This window comes from Acidovorax sp. 62 (assembly GCF_002754495.1).
In the GTDB taxonomy this organism is placed as follows: domain Bacteria; phylum Pseudomonadota; class Gammaproteobacteria; order Burkholderiales; family Burkholderiaceae_C; genus Acidovorax.
In genome coordinates this window covers 1,182,083-1,198,646 of record NZ_PEFJ01000001.1, presented here as the reverse complement: position 1 = coordinate 1,198,646, position 16,564 = coordinate 1,182,083, and the positions used below count along the sequence as shown (strand labels likewise).

The 16,564-nt window shown below is 61.7% G+C and carries 15 protein-coding genes; 10 read left to right on the top strand and 5 right to left on the bottom strand.

Features of this window, described 5'->3' with window-relative positions; genetic code table 11:
- Positions 1-66: 66 nt before the first annotated feature.
- The 4 genes from acnB to CLU86_RS05295 form a co-directional block, all read right to left on the bottom strand.
- Positions 67-2,658 (bottom strand): bifunctional aconitate hydratase 2/2-methylisocitrate dehydratase, encoded by a 2,592-nt coding sequence (gene acnB, locus CLU86_RS05310; RefSeq protein ID WP_099655170.1) that lies wholly within the window; start codon positions 2,656-2,658, stop codon positions 67-69.
- A gap of 128 nt (positions 2,659-2,786) precedes the next feature.
- Positions 2,787-3,422 (bottom strand): hypothetical protein, encoded by a 636-nt coding sequence (locus tag CLU86_RS05305; RefSeq protein WP_099655169.1) that lies wholly within the window; start codon positions 3,420-3,422, stop codon positions 2,787-2,789.
- A 28-nt stretch (positions 3,423-3,450) separates the two neighbouring features.
- Positions 3,451-4,362 (bottom strand): CoA ester lyase, encoded by a 912-nt coding sequence (locus CLU86_RS05300; RefSeq protein ID WP_233194815.1) that lies wholly within the window; start codon positions 4,360-4,362, stop codon positions 3,451-3,453.
- 176 nt (positions 4,363-4,538) lie between these two features.
- Positions 4,539-5,525 (bottom strand): malate dehydrogenase, encoded by a 987-nt coding sequence (locus CLU86_RS05295; protein WP_099655168.1) that lies wholly within the window; start codon positions 5,523-5,525, stop codon positions 4,539-4,541.
- A gap of 203 nt (positions 5,526-5,728) precedes the next feature.
- Here CLU86_RS05295 and CLU86_RS05290 point away from each other — a divergent pair, with 203 nt between their 5' ends.
- The 10 genes from CLU86_RS05290 to fghA all read left to right on the top strand — a co-directional run bounded on the left by CLU86_RS05290 (position 5,729) and on the right by fghA (position 14,542).
- Entirely contained in the window at positions 5,729-6,517 is a 789-nt protein-coding gene (locus CLU86_RS05290; protein WP_099655167.1) for a GntR family transcriptional regulator, read from the top strand.
- Positions 6,518-6,651: 134 nt separating this feature from the next.
- Positions 6,652-7,086 carry a succinate dehydrogenase, cytochrome b556 subunit gene (sdhC, locus tag CLU86_RS05285; protein ID WP_099655166.1) on the top strand — a complete coding sequence of 145 codons (435 nt, stop codon included), beginning with the start codon at positions 6,652-6,654 and terminating at the stop codon, positions 7,084-7,086.
- A 63-nt stretch (positions 7,087-7,149) separates the two neighbouring features.
- On the top strand, positions 7,150-7,515 hold the full coding sequence (sdhD, locus tag CLU86_RS05280; RefSeq protein ID WP_099655165.1) for a succinate dehydrogenase, hydrophobic membrane anchor protein: 366 nt from the start codon (positions 7,150-7,152) through the stop codon (positions 7,513-7,515).
- Positions 7,516-7,537: 22 nt separating this feature from the next.
- Entirely contained in the window at positions 7,538-9,346 is a 1,809-nt protein-coding gene (gene sdhA, locus CLU86_RS05275; protein WP_099655164.1) for a succinate dehydrogenase flavoprotein subunit, read from the top strand.
- Positions 9,347-9,371: 25 nt separating this feature from the next.
- Positions 9,372-10,076: a succinate dehydrogenase iron-sulfur subunit gene (locus tag CLU86_RS05270; protein ID WP_099655163.1), complete on the top strand. Its 705-nt coding sequence runs from the start codon at positions 9,372-9,374 to the stop codon at positions 10,074-10,076.
- 19 nt (positions 10,077-10,095) lie between these two features.
- A complete protein-coding gene (locus tag CLU86_RS05265; protein ID WP_099655162.1) occupies positions 10,096-10,416 on the top strand; it encodes a succinate dehydrogenase assembly factor 2 in 321 nt (106 codons plus the stop codon).
- 56 nt (positions 10,417-10,472) lie between these two features.
- On the top strand, positions 10,473-11,783 hold the full coding sequence (locus tag CLU86_RS05260) for a citrate synthase (RefSeq protein ID WP_099655161.1): 1,311 nt from the start codon (positions 10,473-10,475) through the stop codon (positions 11,781-11,783).
- 248 nt (positions 11,784-12,031) lie between these two features.
- Positions 12,032-12,298, top strand: coding sequence for a metal/formaldehyde-sensitive transcriptional repressor (locus CLU86_RS05255; RefSeq protein ID WP_099655160.1), 267 nt, complete (start codon positions 12,032-12,034; stop codon positions 12,296-12,298).
- Positions 12,299-12,448: 150 nt separating this feature from the next.
- Positions 12,449-13,564 (top strand): S-(hydroxymethyl)glutathione dehydrogenase/class III alcohol dehydrogenase, encoded by a 1,116-nt coding sequence (locus CLU86_RS05250; protein WP_099740893.1) that lies wholly within the window; start codon positions 12,449-12,451, stop codon positions 13,562-13,564.
- A 114-nt stretch (positions 13,565-13,678) separates the two neighbouring features.
- On the top strand, positions 13,679-14,542 hold the full coding sequence (fghA, locus tag CLU86_RS05245; RefSeq protein ID WP_099740892.1) for an S-formylglutathione hydrolase: 864 nt from the start codon (positions 13,679-13,681) through the stop codon (positions 14,540-14,542).
- 89 nt (positions 14,543-14,631) lie between these two features.
- On the opposite strand, the gene CLU86_RS05240 is transcribed toward fghA, so the two are convergent.
- A complete protein-coding gene (locus tag CLU86_RS05240; RefSeq protein ID WP_099740891.1) occupies positions 14,632-16,560 on the bottom strand; it encodes a PhoX family phosphatase in 1,929 nt (642 codons plus the stop codon).
- Between the last annotated feature and the right edge of the window lie 4 nt (positions 16,561-16,564).

Here is a 16,564-nt window from a genome sequence, read left to right as displayed (position 1 = left end):
CAACCAAGGCAGGGCAAAAAAAAGCGGCCCCGAAGGGCCGCTTGTGTTGCGCAAAGAACGCAAGGATCAGGCGGTCACGCCCTTGGCGGTTTCTGCGTACTCTTCGATCTGGTCGAAGTTCAGGTACTTGTAGATCGAAGCACCATCCTTGTTCACGATGCCCATGGCGTCGTGGTACTCGGCCACCGTGGGGATCTTGCCCAGCTTGGACGCGATGGCGGCCAGCTCAGCCGAGGCCAGGAACACGTTGGTGTTCTTGCCCAGGCGGTTGGGGAAGTTACGGGTGGAGGTAGACACCACCGTGGCACCTTCGCGCACCTGGGCCTGGTTGCCCATGCACAGCGAGCAGCCTGGCATTTCGGTACGGGCACCGGCGGCGCCAAAGTTGGCGTAGTGGCCTTCCTTGATCAGCTCGCTTTCGTCCATCTTGGTCGGTGGTGCCACCCACAGCTTGACGGGGATGTCACGGCTGCCGCCGAGCAGCTTGGCTGCAGCGCGGAAGTGGCCGATGTTGGTCATGCAAGAACCGATGAAGGCTTCGTCGATCTTGGTGCCAGCCACATCCGACAGGGTCTTGGCATCATCAGGGTCGTTCGGGCAGCACAGGATGGGTTCCTTGATGTCGGCCAGATCGATCTCGATGACGGCCGCGTATTCGGCATCCTTGTCGGCTTCGAGCAGGTTGGGGTTGGCCAACCAGGCTTCCACCTTTTCGATACGGCGCTGCAGTGTGCGTGCATCGGCGTAGCCGTCGGCAATCATGTTCTTCATCAGCACGACGTTGCTGGTGAGGTATTCCTTGACGGGCGCTGGGTTGAGCTTGATGGTGCAACCGGCAGCAGAACGCTCTGCAGAAGCGTCAGACAGTTCAAACGCTTGCTCAACCTTCAGGTCTGGCAGGCCTTCGATTTCAAGGATGCGGCCGGAGAAGACGTTCTTCTTGCCAGCCTTGGCCACCGTGAGCAGACCCGCCTTGATGGCATACAGAGGAATGGCGTGCACGAGGTCGCGCAGCGTCACGCCAGGCTGCATTTCGCCCTTGAAACGCACCAGCACCGATTCGGGCATGTCCAGAGGCATCACGCCCGTTGCAGCACCAAACGCCACCAGACCGGAGCCAGCGGGGAACGAAATGCCGATGGGGAAGCGGGTGTGCGAGTCGCCACCAGTGCCGACCGTGTCAGGCAACAGCAGGCGGTTGAGCCAGCTGTGGATCACGCCATCACCAGGGCGTAGGGCCACGCCGCCACGGTTGCTGATGAACGCAGGCAGTTCGCGGTGGGTCTTCACATCCACAGGCTTGGGGTAAGCCGCGGTGTGGCAGAACGATTGCATGACCAGATCGGCCGAGAAGCCCAGGCAGGCCAAGTCCTTCAGCTCGTCGCGGGTCATGGGGCCGGTGGTGTCTTGCGAGCCCACGGTGGTCATCTTGGGTTCGCAGTACGTGCCGGGGCGCACGCCTTGGCCTTCTGGCAAGCCCACGGCACGGCCCACCATCTTCTGCGCCAGCGTGAAGCCTGCGGTTGTGGCCACAGGCGCGGTTGGCAGGCGGAACAGTGCGGAAACGGGCAGGCCCAGGAATTCGCGGGCCTTGGCGGTCAGCGAACGCCCGATGATCAGGTTGATACGGCCGCCAGCGCGCACTTCGTCAAACAGCACGTCACTCTTGAGCTTGAACTCCACCACGGTCTCGCCGTTCTTCACGATCTTGCCGTCGTAGGGAAGGATGTCGACCACGTCGCCCATTTCGAGCTTGGACACATCCACTTCGATGGGCAAGGAGCCAGAGTCTTCTTGCGTGTTGAAGAAGATGGGGGCGATCTTGCCACCCAGCGTCACGCCACCAAAGCGCTTGTTGGGCACAAACGGAATGTCTTGGCCCGTGGCCCAGATCACGCTGTTGGTAGCCGACTTGCGGCTGGAGCCCGTGCCCACCACGTCGCCCACATAGGCCACGAGGTGGCCCTTCTTCTTGAGGTCTTCGATGAACTGCATCGGACCGCGCTTGCCATCTTCTTCAGGCTTGAACGCCGCGCCTTCGCGGGTGTTCTTGAGCATGGCCAGGTAATGCAGCGGGATGTCGGGGCGGCTCCAGGCGTCTGGGGCGGGCGACAGGTCGTCGGTGTTGGTTTCACCGGGTACCTTGAACACGGTGACGGTGATCTTCTTTTCGACTTCAGGGCGGGTGGTGAACCACTCGGCATCGGCCCAGCTCTTGATGACTTCCTGCGCCTTGGCATTGCCAGCCTTGGCCTTGGTCGCGACATCGTTGAAGAAGTCGAACATCAGCAGGGTCTTCTTCAGGCCCTCTGCGGCCACACCCGCCACTTCGGCGTCGTCCAGCAATTCAATCAGCGGGTGCACGTTGTAGCCGCCGACCATGGTGCCCAGCAACTCAGTGGCCTTGGCCTTGGAGATCAGGCCTACCTTGATGTCACCATGAGCCACAGCGGCCAAAAAGCTGGCCTTGACTTTGGCAGCATCGTCCACGCCGGGCGGTACGCGGTGGGTCAGCAAATCGAGCAAAAAGGCATCTTCACCGGCAGGTGGGTTTTTGATCAGCTCGATCAGTTCAGCAACCTGCTTGGCTTCCAGGGGCAGCGGGGGAATGCCCAGGGCGGCGCGCTCGGCTACGTGGTCACGGTAGGCTTTCAACATGGTTTTCTCCGGTTGTTTTCTAAAGTGGGGCGATGGCGCGCCTGCCCTTTCAGGCAATCGGCACCGACGTTTTTAAGGCAGTGTCTTGTGCTGGCAAACCAGACGGCAAGAGGCACTGCCCGGATGATTTACTTGCTGCCCTTGGGCGCGTCGAACACGCTGGGTGGCGGAGTCTTCTTGATGGCTTCGGCCACCACGACCTGCTCAGGGCTCATGCATTCGTCAGCCATGCGCTGGCCCAGCTTCTGGTTCATCAGCATGGACTTGTTGGCAATCTGCAGCCACACAGCACCGGCCTTCTGGTCTTCCAGACGCACGGCCCCCGTGCTGGTAGCCACTGGCGTCATGCGGTACTTGAAGCCTTTGCCTTCCACGTGGAAATAACCCGGCGTGGCGGCGTCTGCAGAGATATTGACCACAGCACCCAATTCGCAGGGGATACGGCCCACATGCACGCGCTCGGCAATGGCCAGTTCTTCAGGTGACAGGGCGGCCTCTGCGGCAATGATGCCGGTCGCTACCTGGTTGGCAGCGCTCTTGAGCTGGGTGCGGCTGCTGGTTTGCTGTGCCTTGGCGACCGTGGTCTTGTTGGCGGGCGCACTGGCATTGCCACTGGCCTTGGCGGCAGGGGCTGGCTTGGCCTTTGCCGGCGCATCCTGCTTGGCGGATGCGGTCTTGGAAGCGGGCTGGGCCGCCGTAGTGGCCTGCGCCATCACCCATGCGGGAGCAAGCAGCATGACTGCAGAAGCGATCAGAGTTTTCATGGCGTCGTGGGTCCTGTGGAATGTCAGGCTATAAAGAAGAGTTCAATGCGCAAGCATCAAACCAGTGACTGACGGCGGGAGGCAGCGACACACCTGTGCGGTGCGCGCGCTCCAGCAATTGCCAGTAAAAACGGTAGCTGGCCCGGTCATGCAACACCCCGCCATGGCTGATGGGTGCCCACTGCGCGGTTTCAGCCGCCAACAAAATCTGCGATGCCGTCTGCACCTCATCCATGGCGGGCGCGAAAGCACGCAAGATGGGCCGAATCTGCGACGGGTGAATGCTCCACATGCGGGTGTAGCCCAGCTCCTGCGATGCCTGTGTGGCGGCAGCCTGCATGGCGGCGGGGTCGGTGAACTCGGTCACTACGCAATGCGAAGGGACTTTGCCATAGGCATGGCAAGCAGCGGCAATTTCAAGCTTGGCGCGCACCACCAGCGGATGGGCAAACTGCCCCCGTGATGTCATGGCATGGGCAGGGATCGCGCCACCGTGGGCCGATACAAAGTCCATCAAGCCAAAGCTGAGGCTCTGTACCCGAGGGTGGGCCGCAATGTCAAAAGCATGCTTTACGGCCAAGGGGGATTCGATCAGTGCGTGCAAAGGAAGGCCTGCGGCGCCTGCGCGCTCCAGCGCCCGGTCCACCGCCAACACATCGTCAATGGACTCGACCTTGGGCAACATCACATGGCACAGGCGATCACCCGCCAAATCCACAATGGTGGCCACATCATTGGCAAAAGCGGGGTGACTGGCTGCATGCACCCGGGCCGCAACACGGGCGCCCGCAGGGGCTTGCGCAGCCAACCCACCCACCAGGCGGGCATGCTCAGCCTCAAGCCCTACCGGCGCGCCATCCTCGCAATCGAGGGTGACGTCCACCACGCAGGTGCCAAATTCTTGGGTCAGTTCGGCCTGCATCTGCAGGCTTTTGCGCATACGCGCTTCAACCCCGCTGTAGTGGTCGCAAACGGGCAATAAGCCCGTTTGCGCCTGCGCACCCAACAGCAGGGTGCGAGGATGCACCTGTGCCCGCCCTGCCCCGCCCGCTGGGGCAGCGGAGGTCGCAAGACCCGAGGACTCAGAAGGGGCAGGCACGGGTACCACAGGCAGATTTACAGCAGGTGCTTGACGCCGTCTTGCTCGCCTTGCAGCTCAGCCAGCGTGATGTTGATGCGCTCTTGCGAGAAGGCATCAATTTCCAGACCTTCAACGACCTTGTACTCACCGTTTTCGCAAGTCACAGGGAAGCCGAACATCGTGTCCTTGGGAATGCCGTATTGGCCGTCCGAAGGAATACCCATGGTGACCCACTTGCCATTGGTGCCCAGGGCCCAGTCGCGCATGTGGTCGATGGCCGCATTGGCAGCCGAAGCAGCCGAAGACAGGCCGCGGGCTTCAATGATGGCGGCACCACGCTTGCCCACGGTAGGCAAGAAGGTGTTGGCGTTCCACTCTTGGTCGTTGATGGTCTTGGCAACGCTTTCGCCGTTGATGGTGGCAAAACGGTAGTCGGCATACATCGTGGGCGAGTGGTTGCCCCAGACGGTCAGCTTTTCGATGTCAGCCACAGCCTTGCCGGTCTTGGCAGCGATCTGGCTGGCAGCGCGGTTGTGGTCCAGGCGCAGCATGGCCGTGAAGTTCTTGCGTGGCAGATCAGGGGCCGACTTCATGGCGATGTATGCGTTGGTGTTGGCGGGGTTCCCCACCACGAGCACCTTCACGTTGCGCGAAGCCACGGCATTCAGGGCCTTGCCTTGTGCGGTGAAGATGGCACCGTTGACGGCCAGCAGTTCGGCACGTTCCATGCCAGGGCCGCGTGGGCGCGAGCCAACCAGCAAAGCGTAGTCAGCATCCTTGAATGCAGTCATGGGGTCGCTGTGGGCGGTCATGCCCACCAGCAGAGGGAATGCGCAATCGTCCAGTTCCATCATCACGCCCTTGAGCGCCTTTTGGGGGCCTTCGGCCGGCACTTCCAGCAGTTGCAGGATGACGGGCTGGTCCTTGCCGAGCATTTCGCCAGAGGCGATGCGGAACAGCAGTGCGTAACCGATTTGACCAGCGGCGCCTGTAACGGCAACACGGACGGGCTTCTTGCTCATGGTGAAAACTCCAGGAAGTGACAAAAACAGGTAAAGGTGCAACGCAAGCACCAGCGCCTGTTACCAGCAGCCCGTGCCCCGCAAACAGCCTTGGAGTTTACCCCTGTTTCATGGCCTCGGTCAATTTGTCTTATGTCTTATATAAGATATGATTGCGCAGCTTCAAATTGCCATCCTGCCCCACAGCACCCACGACCAGCGCCATGTCTTCGCTCCCGTTCGCCGCCGACAATCCCGCCACGCCGCAAAGCGCCACCGGACTGTCCACGCCTGCGTTCAGCCCGCTGTACCAGCAAATCAAAGGGCTCATCCTGCAAAGCCTGCAGCAAGGCGAGTGGAAGCCCGGCGAAGCCATCCCCAGCGAGATGGAACTGGCGGCGCGCTTTCGCGTAAGCCAAGGCACCGTCCGCAAGGCCATTGATGAGCTGGCCGCTGAAAATCTGGTCATGCGCCGCCAGGGCAAAGGCACTTTTGTGGCAACGCATGCCGAGCAGCATGTGCAGTACCGATTTCTGAAGCTACTGCCCGACACCGGCGATGCCAGCGTAGAGGGCCCTGCCCAGCGCAACATCATCGACTGCCGCAGGGTGCGCGCCTCTGCCGAAATTGCGCGGACCTTGGCGCTGCGCAGTGGCGACGCCGTGATACAGGCCAAGCGCATTTTGTCGTTTGCCGGGGTTCCTACCATTTTGGAAGACATCTGGCTGCCAGGCCATGCCTTCAAGGGCCTGACGGGCGAGCAGATGGCGAACTACCAAGGCCCTACTTACGCCATGTTTGAAATTGATTTTGGCGTGCGCATGGTGCGCGCCGAAGAGAAAATTCGGGCCGTTTTGCCCGACGCAGACCAAGCCGCTTTGCTGCGAGTAACCACCGGCACCCCCTTGCTCAGCGTAGAGCGCATCGCTTACACCTACAACGATGTTCCGATGGAGTTACGCCGCGGTTTGTACCTCACAGACACGCACCATTACCGTAACGAACTGAGCTGACAGCAGGCTGGCACCTGAGCGCAAAGGTCAAAAATTCAACCCAACACAAATCCCCGGTTGTTGCATTGCAATAGAATTTTGTGTTGTTTGCATCTTCCAATTACAGAGCAGTTACATCCACGAAAGCACCAGACATGACCGAACTAGCCAAAAAACGGCCTGAATTCCGCAACATCAATGCCTTCAAGGACCTGACAACCTACCGCATGGCGCCAGCAGCATGGGTTTCCATACTGCACCGCGCCAGCGGGGTGATCATGTTCCTTTTACTGCCTTTCATCCTCTGGATGTTTGACACGTCTCTGTCATCTGAAATCTCTTTCGCCAAATTCAAGGCGGCTTTCAATGTCGGTTTGTATTTTGTTCCCGGCTGGTTCGTCAAGCTGGTGGCCTTGGCATTGATCTGGGCCTATCTGCACCACTTCATCGCAGGCCTGCGCCATTTGCTGATGGATGTGAACCACGCAGCAGTCACCAAGGAATTCGGCAAGTCATCCGCCGTCTTCACCTTGGCCGTGAGCATTGGTTTGGCTTTGGTGCTTGGCGCCAAGCTGTTCGGTCTGTACTGATTCAAACAATAAGGCAAGTGCAGCACCTGGCAGCACCGCCCCACCCCCAAAGAGGAAACTGATATGTCCGTCAATTACGGCTCCAAGCGCACCGTCGTCGGTGCCCACTACGGCCTGCGCGACTGGCTGAGCCAGCGCGTCACCGCCGCCCTCATGGCTTTGTTCACCATTGTGGTTCTGGTTCAACTCGTGGCCTCCAAGGGCCCGATTGGCTACGACCTGTGGGCTGGCATTTTTTCCGCCCAATGGATGAAGGTTCTGACCTTCTCCGTGATCGTGGCCATGGCATGGCACGTGTGGGTGGGTGTCCGCGACATTTTCATGGACTACATCCAGCCCGTGGGCCTGCGCCTGGCCCTGCAAGTTTTCACCATTGTCTGGCTCGTCAGCTGCGCTGGCTGGGGCATCCAGGTTCTGTGGCGTCTCTGATTCCCGCGATTGAAGGTACAAAATGAGCTATACAAAAGCCAACATCACCACGCGCAAGTTTGACGTAGTCATCGTCGGCGCAGGCGGCTCGGGCATGCGCGCCGCACTGGAACTGTCTCGCGCAGGCCTGAACGTGGCCTCGCTGTCCAAGGTCTTCCCCACCCGCTCGCACACCGTGGCAGCCCAAGGCGGCGTGTCTGCCTCGCTGGGCAACATGAGCGAAGACAACTGGCACTATCACTTCTACGACACCATCAAGGGCTCTGACTGGCTGGGCGACCAGGATGCCATCGAGTTCATGTGCCGCGAAGCCCCCAAGGTGGTATACGAGCTGGAACACTTCGGCATGCCGTTCGACCGCAACCCCGACGGCACCATCTACCAGCGCCCCTTCGGCGGCCATACCGCCAACTACGGCGAAAAGCCTGTGCAACGCGCCTGCGCTGCAGCCGACCGCACTGGCCACGCCATGCTGCACACGCTGTACCAGCAAAACGTCAAGGCCAAGACCAACTTCTTCGTGGAATGGATGGCCCTGGACCTGATCCGCGACGAGTCCGGCGACGTGGTCGGCGTGACTGCCCTGGAAATGGAAACCGGCGATCTGCACATTCTGCAAGCCAAGACGGTGCTGCTGGCCACCGGCGGTGCGGGTCGCATCTTCGGCGCCTCCACCAACGCCTTCATCAACACCGGTGACGGCCTGGGTATGGCGGCACGCGCAGGCATCGCCCTGCAAGACATGGAGTTCTGGCAGTTCCACCCCACCGGCGTGGCCGGCGCTGGCGTGCTGCTGACCGAAGGCTGCCGCGGCGAAGGCGCCATCTTGCTCAACAGCAACGGTGAACGCTTCATGGAGCGCTACGCCCCCACCCTGAAGGACTTGGCCCCCCGCGACTTCGTGTCGCGCTGCATGGACCAGGAAATCAAGGAAGGCCGTGGCTGTGGCCCCAACAAGGACTACATCCTGCTCAAGCTGGATCACCTGGGTGCAGAAACCATCCACAAGCGCCTGCCTTCGGTGTACGAAATCGGCGTCAACTTCGCCAACGTGGACATCACCAAGGAACCCATCCCCGTGGTTCCCACCATCCACTACCAGATGGGTGGCGTGCCCACCAACATCCATGGCCAGGTCGTGGAACAAAAGGACGGCATCAACAACTCCGTGATCAACGGCCTGTACGCGGTGGGTGAATGCGCTTGCGTGAGCGTGCACGGCGCCAACCGTCTGGGCACCAACTCGCTGTTGGACCTGCTGGTGTTTGGCAAGGCCGCAGGCCGCCACATCGTCGAGTTCAACAACAAGAACAAAGAGCACAAGACCCTGCCAGCCAATGCGGCCGACCGCACGCTGCAGCGCCTGAACCAGCTCGAAGACTCCAAGGGCGGCACCTACTCGCAAGCCCTGGCAGGCGACATCCGCGCCACGATGCAACAGCACGCTGGCGTGTTCCGCACCCAGGCCAGCATGGACGAAGGCGTTCAAAAAATCGCCGAACTGCGCGCCCGCGTGTCCAGCGTCACGCTGCAAGACAAGTCCAAGGTGTTCAATACGGCCCGCATCGAAGCCCTCGAAGTGGACAACCTGATCGAAGTGGCCCAGGCCACCATGGTGTCTGCCGCAGCCCGCAAGGAATGCCGTGGCGCCCACACCGTGTACGACTATGAGCACCCTGCGGACCACGCAGAGTTCCCTCTGGGCCGTAACGACAAGGAGTGGATGAAGCACACCCTGTGGTACAGCGAAGGCAACCGTCTGGATTACAAGCCGGTCAACCTCAAGCCCCTGACAGTGGACAGCATTCCACCCAAGGTCCGGACGTTCTAAACAGTAGCCCCACGAGAGCAGAATCATGAAGCGCACATTCCAAATCTATCGCTACGATCCGGACAAGGACGCCAAGCCCTACATGCAAACCATCGAGATCGAACTCGACGGCCACGAACGCATGCTGCTGGATGCCCTGGTCAAGCTCAAGGAGCAAGACCCCACGATGTCGTTCCGCCGCTCCTGCCGCGAAGGTGTTTGCGGCTCCGACGCCATGAACATCAACGGCAAGAACGGCTTGGCTTGCCTCACGAACATGAACACCCTCAAGGGCACGATTGTTCTGAAGCCCCTGCCCGGCCTCCCAGTGATCCGCGACCTGATCGTGGACATGACGCAGTTCTTCAAGCAGTACAACTCGATCAAGCCCTACCTGATCAACGACAGCCTGACGGCACCCGACCGCGAGCGCCTGCAAAGCCCTGAAGAGCGCGAAGAGCTCAATGGCCTGTACGAGTGCATTCTGTGCGCTAGCTGCTCCACCAGCTGCCCCAGCTTCTGGTGGAACCCCGACAAGTTCGTGGGCCCAGCAGGCCTGCTGCAAGCCTACCGCTTCATTGCCGACAGCCGCGACGAAGCCACGGGCCAGCGCCTGGACAACCTGGAAGACCCCTACCGTCTGTTCCGTTGCCACACCATCATGAATTGCGTGGACGTTTGCCCCAAGGGACTGAACCCCACCAAGGCGATTGGCAAGATCAAGGAACTGATGGTGCGCCGCGCTGTCTGATCTTTTCAGAGCACACACCATGAGCGACACCGTCATCACTGCGCCCACCGCTGCCTCCGAGCGGCTGAGCGAACGCGAACTGAGCAAGCTGCACTGGCGCTGCCGGCGCGGTTTGCTGGAGAACGATCTGTTCATTCAGCAGTTCTTCAAACGCTTTGAGCCCGAGCTGACACAGCGGCACGCGCAAGGGCTGACGGCGCTCATGGAGCTGGCGGACAACGATCTGCTGGACCTGGTGCTCTGCCGACGCGAACCAGACGAGACACTGGCTAGCGCAGAAGTGAACGAAGTACTCAGCATGCTGCGCTCCAGCGGCGGCACCCCTGCCCTGCGGGCCTGACAAACGCAGGGCGCCCCTAGACCGGATTGACATCGGCAAACCTAAGGAAAGTAACAATGAAGCTAGCTGACAACAAAGCCACCCTGTCGTTCAGTAACGGCAGCCCCAGCGTGGACCTGCCGGTCTATCAGGGCAACATCGGTCCGGACGTCATCGACATCCGTAAGCTGTATGCGCAAACGGGCATGTTCACGTATGACCCGGGCTTCCTGTCCACAGCCGCCACGCAATCCGCCATCACGTACATCGACGGCGACAAGGGCGAGCTGCTGTACCGCGGCTACCCCATTGAGCAGCTGGCCGTGAACTGCGACTTTCTGGAAACTTGCCACCTGCTGTTGTATGGAAACCTGCCCAACGAAGCCCAGAAGAAGGACTTCACCAGCCGCGTGACCAACCACACCATGGTCAACGAGCAAATGCAGTTTTTCCTGCGTGGTTTCCGCCGTGATGCGCACCCCATGGCTGTATTGACCGGTCTGGTGGGCGGCCTGTCGGCCTTCTACCACGACAGCACCGACATCAACAACCCAGAGCACCGCGAAATCGCCGCGATCCGCCTGATCGCCAAGATGCCCACGCTGGTGTCCATGGCGTACAAGTACAGCGTCGGCCAGCCTTACATCTACCCTCGCAACGACCTGAGCTACGCTGGCAACTTCATGCGCATGATGTTTGCCACGCCTTGCGAAGAGTACAAGGTCAACCCCGTGCTCGAACGCGCACTGGACCGTATCTTCATCCTGCACGCTGACCACGAGCAAAACGCATCGACCTCCACCGTGCGCCTGTGCGGCTCGTCGGGCACCAACCCCTTCGCCGCCATCGCTGCGGGCGTGGCCTGCCTGTGGGGCCCTGCCCACGGTGGCGCCAACGAAGCCTGCCTTAACATGCTGGAAGACATCCAGCGCAACGGTGGCGTGGCCAAGGTCGGTGAGTTCATGGAGAAGGTCAAGGACAAGAACTCCGGCGTGAAGCTGATGGGTTTTGGCCACCGCGTCTACAAAAACTACGACCCCCGCGCCAAGCTGATGCAAGAAACCTGCAACGAAGTGCTGCAGGAACTGGGCCTGGAAAACGACCCCCTGTTCAAGCTGGCCAAGCAACTCGAAAAGATCGCCCTGGAAGACGATTACTTCGTCTCGCGCAAGCTGTACCCCAACGTGGACTTCTACTCGGGCATCGTGCAACGCGCCATCGGCATCCCCGTCTCGCTGTTCACCGCCATCTTCGCGCTGGCCCGCACCGTGGGCTGGATTGCCCAACTGAACGAAATGATTGGCGACCCCGAGTACAAGATCGGCCGCCCACGCCAGCTGTTCACCGGCTCCGAGCGCCGCGACGTGCAGCCTATCGGCAAGCGCTGATCGACTCATCCCTGCGCGGCCCCGCCCGCAGGCAGCACACAAAGCCCACAGGCCCAGCCTGTGGGCTTTTTTGCTTTGTGGACGGACAGCGCATGCGACCTGCGCATAGCGTGCATCCGAGTCGCATGATAGGCAATACTCCCCCCTAGTAGCCTATTTTTTAAACCCCTAGCGCTTACCAGCATTGCGCTAGCGTTTTATACTACCCTCCAGTACAACGTCAGCAGGGCTTTACAGCCCCGCCCCACATGCCCCACTCTGCAGAAGACAAGCAGCGCGCCATCACCCGCCTGCGCCGCATCAAAGGCCAGGCCGAGGCGCTGGAGCGCGCCGTGGAGGCGGGCAGCGATTGCGCGCCCATCTTGCAGCAACTGGCCGCCATGCGCGGTGCGGTGCACGGCCTGATGGCCGACCTGCTCGACGGGCATGTGCGCGAGGTGCTGTCTGAAAAGCCCGCCCCCTCCCAGCCAGCGGTGGACGAAACCCTCGCCCTGCTGCGTTCGTATTTGAAATGACCCCTGTGCATCGCCTCGGGTGCGGGGAGCCCCTCACTCCGCGTCACGACATTGACCCACGCCAGGGGTGAAGCACCGCAGTAGGCAGGCCCAGCCCCCCGATCAACGCCCTTTTTATTTCCACCCCACCTTTAGCCAAGGAGCCACCCCATGAAATCCCGCGCCGCCGTAGCCTTCAAAGCCGGAGAACCCCTGCAGATCGTCGAAATCGATGTGGCCCCCCCTAAAAAGGGCGAGGTGCTCATCAAGATCACCGACACCGGTGTGTGCCACACCGACGCCTTCACCCTGAGCGGTGACGACCCCGAGGGCCTGTTCCCCGTGGTGCTGGGCCATGAAGGCGCAGGCATCGTGGTGGAAGTGGGCGAAGGCGTGACCAGCGTGAAGCCGGGCGACCATGTGATCCCGCTGTACACCGCCGAATGCGGCGAATGCCTGTTCTGCAAGAGCGGCAAGACCAACCTGTGCGTGGCCGTGCGCGCCACACAGGGCAAGGGCGTGATGCCCGACGGCACCACGCGCTTCAGCTACAACGGCCAGCCCATCTACCACTACATGGGCTGCAGCACCTTCAGCGAATACACCGTGGTGGCCGAGGTGTCGCTCGCCAAGGTCAACCCCAAGGCCAACCCTGAGCAGGTCTGCCTGCTGGGCTGCGGCGTGACCACCGGCCTGGGCGCCGTGAAGAACACTGCCAAGGTGCAAGAGGGCGACACCGTGGCCGTGTTCGGCCTGGGCGGCATTGGTCTGGCAGTCATTCAAGGCGCCAAGCTGGCCAAGGCGGGCCGCATCATCGCCGTGGACACCAACCCCTCCAAGTTCGACCTGGCATGCACCTTCGGTGCCACCGACTGCGTGAACCCGAAAGACTTCGACAAGCCGATCCAGCAAGTCATCGTCGAGATGACGACCTGGGGCGTGGACCACAGCTTTGAGTGCATTGGCAACGTGAACGTGATGCGCGCCGCGCTGGAATGCGCACACCGTGGCTGGGGCCAGAGCGTGATCATCGGCGTGGCAGGTGCGGGCCAAGAGATCAGCACCCGCCCCTTCCAGCTCGTCACTGGCCGCAAGTGGCTGGGCACCGCGTTTGGTGGCGTCAAGGGCCGCAGCGAGCTGCCCGGCATGGTCGAAGACGCCATGGCAGGCAAGATCCAGCTCGAGCCCTTTGTGACCCACACCATGGGTCTCAAGGACATCAACGAAGCCTTCGACCTGATGCACGAAGGCAAGTCGATCCGGTCCGTGGTCAAGTACGCGGCCTGACATCCACTATCAAAACAGAAGCGCCTTGCGCTGGTTTGGCGGCACTTGAGAAACAAAACATCTCAAAACCCTCTTAAAACAAGCGCGACCAGCTATCACTTTGTGAGCGCACTCATGTCCACATCCATCGAACTGCTCAGCAGCCACGCCAGTTTTGGCGGAGAGCAGCGCTTTTACCAGCATGCGTCCAGCACCATCGGCCTGCCGATGAAATTCGCGGTGTACCTGCCCCCCCAGGCCAGCCAAGGCCCCGTGCCCGCCGTGCTGTACCTGGCCGGGCTGACCTGCACCGAAGAAACTTTCATCATCAAGGCAGGTGCCCAACGCCGCGCCGCAGAGCTGGGCCTGGCCTTGATCGCCCCGGACACCAGCCCGCGCGGGGCCAATGTGCCGGGCGAGGCCGAGAGCTGGGACTTTGGCGTGGGTGCGGGCTTTTACCTGGACGCCACGGCCACCCCCTGGGCCACCCACTGGCGCATGGAGAGCTACCTGATGGACGAGCTGCTGCCCCTGTGCACAGCGGCCTTGCCCATCGACGCCCAGCGCCTGGGCATCTTCGGCCACTCGATGGGGGGGCACGGTGCACTCACGCTGGCCTTGCGCCATCCGGGCCGCTTCCAGTCACTGTCCGCCTTCGCCCCCATCTGCGCGCCCACCCGCTGCCCCTGGGGCGAGAAGGCCTTCACGGGCTACCTGGGTGCAGACCGCACCAGCTGGGGCGAACACGACGCCACCGTGCTGATGGAAAACCAGCCCATGGCGCCCTATGCCGGCGGCATCCTCATCGACCAGGGGCTGGCCGACAAGTTTCTGGCCGAGCAACTCCACCCCCACCTGTTTGAAGCCGCCTGCGCGCACATCGGCCAGCCGCTCACGCTGCGCCGCCACGCGGGCTACGACCACGGCTACTACTTCATCCAGACCTTCATGGACGACCACCTGCTGCACCACGCGCGGGGTTTGGGCATTGCTGCCTGATCGACATCGCCGCAAGACCTTGTTATGAAAAAGGGCTGCCCCCTACAGGGCAGCCCTTTTTTCTTGCGCAATCAACCAGTGGCGCAGGCTCAGGTGCCGATCACACCGCCATCGGCCTTGCGCACCACCACCGTGGCAGAGCGTGGGCGGCCATTGGCCTTCTTCTCCGGCCAGTTCGACACGGCACGGGGGTTCTTGGGGTCGCTGATCTCGTCGGCAGGCTCACCAGGATGCTGGATGTTGAGGAACATGGTGCGCCCATCCGGCGTGGCCGTGAGGCCCGTGATTTCGCAACCCGAGGGGCCGACCAGAAAGCGCCGCACTTCGCCCGTGTGCACATCGGCGGCCAGCATCATGTTGTTGCCAAAGTTCTTCAAGTCGCCCTTGCCCATGGCCGAGGTGGACATGTCGCACTGGATCCAGAGCACGCCACGACCGTCCACCCACAGGCCATCGGGGCACGAGAACATATCGCCCTTGATGTTGCCCTTGGCCTCTGCGCGCGCCAGCGATGGGTCGCCCGCCATGACGAAATGGTTCCAGGCAAAGGTCTGGCCGCTGAAGTCGCCATCTTCCTTCCAGCGGATGATGTTGCCTTGCGTGTTGTTGACGCGGGGGTTGGCGGCATCCACACCCGGCTGGTTGGCGGCGCCACGGTTGCTGTTGTTGGTCAGCGTGGTGTAGACCCAGCCTTGCTTGTCCACGGCAATCCACTCGGGGCGGTCCATCTTGGTGGCGCCCAGCAGGTCGCTGGCCTGGCGGGCCTTGATCAGCACCTCGCCCTGGTCGGCAAAGCCATTGGCTGCCGTCAGTGGGCCCTGGCCGTAGGTCAGCGCAATCCAGCGGCCCTTGCCATCGGCATTGAACTGGGCCACGTACAGCGTGCCGTGGTCCAGCAGCGTGGCATTGGCGGCAGCGCCACCGGGCTTGATGGTGTCGCGGCTCACAAACTTGTAGATGTACTCAAAGCGCGAGTCCTCGCCCATGTACACCACCGCGCGGTTGTCGCGCGTCACAGCCACGGTGGCACCCTCATGCGCGGCCCGGCCCATGGCGGTGCGCTTGATGGGAGTAGAGCTGGGGTTGTTGGGGTCGATCTCCACAATCCAGCCAAAGCGGTTGGGTTCGTTGGGGTTCTTGGTGGCGTCAAAGCGCGCATCAAACTCGTGCCAGCGGTAGCCCGCGCCGCCCTTCTTCAGGCCCCAGCGCTTTTCGTGGGCGCTCAGCGTGTCGCCACCGCTGAAGTAGTTGATGAAGTTCTCTTCCGACGTCAGGTAAGTGCCCCAGGGCGTGATGCCGCTAGCGCAGTTGTTGAAGGTACCCAGCACCTTGGTGCCTTGCGGGTCGGCAGCGGTCTTCAGCAGGGCATGGCCAGCGGCAGGGCCGCTGAGCTGCATGGGCGTGTTGGCCGTGATGCGGCGCGCCCAGGGCGATGGCTTGACCACTTCCCACTTGCCATTGGTTTCCTGCACCTCGCACACCGACACGCCATGGGCCGCTTGCGACTTGCGCACTTTCTCCAGGCTCCAGTTCGCCGTGCCGTCGGGGAACAGCAGGCCATGGTCCACATACTCGTGGTTCATCACCAGCAGCCCTGTCTTCGAGCCCTCTTGCGCAAAGTAGTGCATGCCATCGTGGTGCATGCCAAACTGGGTTTCCTGGTGCGCAGTGGTGTTGCTGCCGTCGTCCTTGAAGGCCGTCGTCTCGCCCGACATGCCCACCGGGTCGCCCCAGGGCGCAATCACCTGCACGGTGTAGCCCTCGGGCACCGTCACCGTGTCTGCGGTGGAAATGGCCACGCTCTTAAAGCCCAGGGCCGGGCCCGCTGCACCGCCCGCCGTAGCGCAGCCTGCCAGCGCAGCAACACCACCGACGGCCCCCAAGGGTGCCAAAAAGCTGCCAGCCAAGGCCCCCAGGCCACCACGCAACAGGGTACGCCGTGCGGGGTCGGACACGTCATGGATGCTGGGGTTGGAAGACGTGTTGCTGTCTTCCATCAGGGAAAAGTCTTTTGCCATCGTG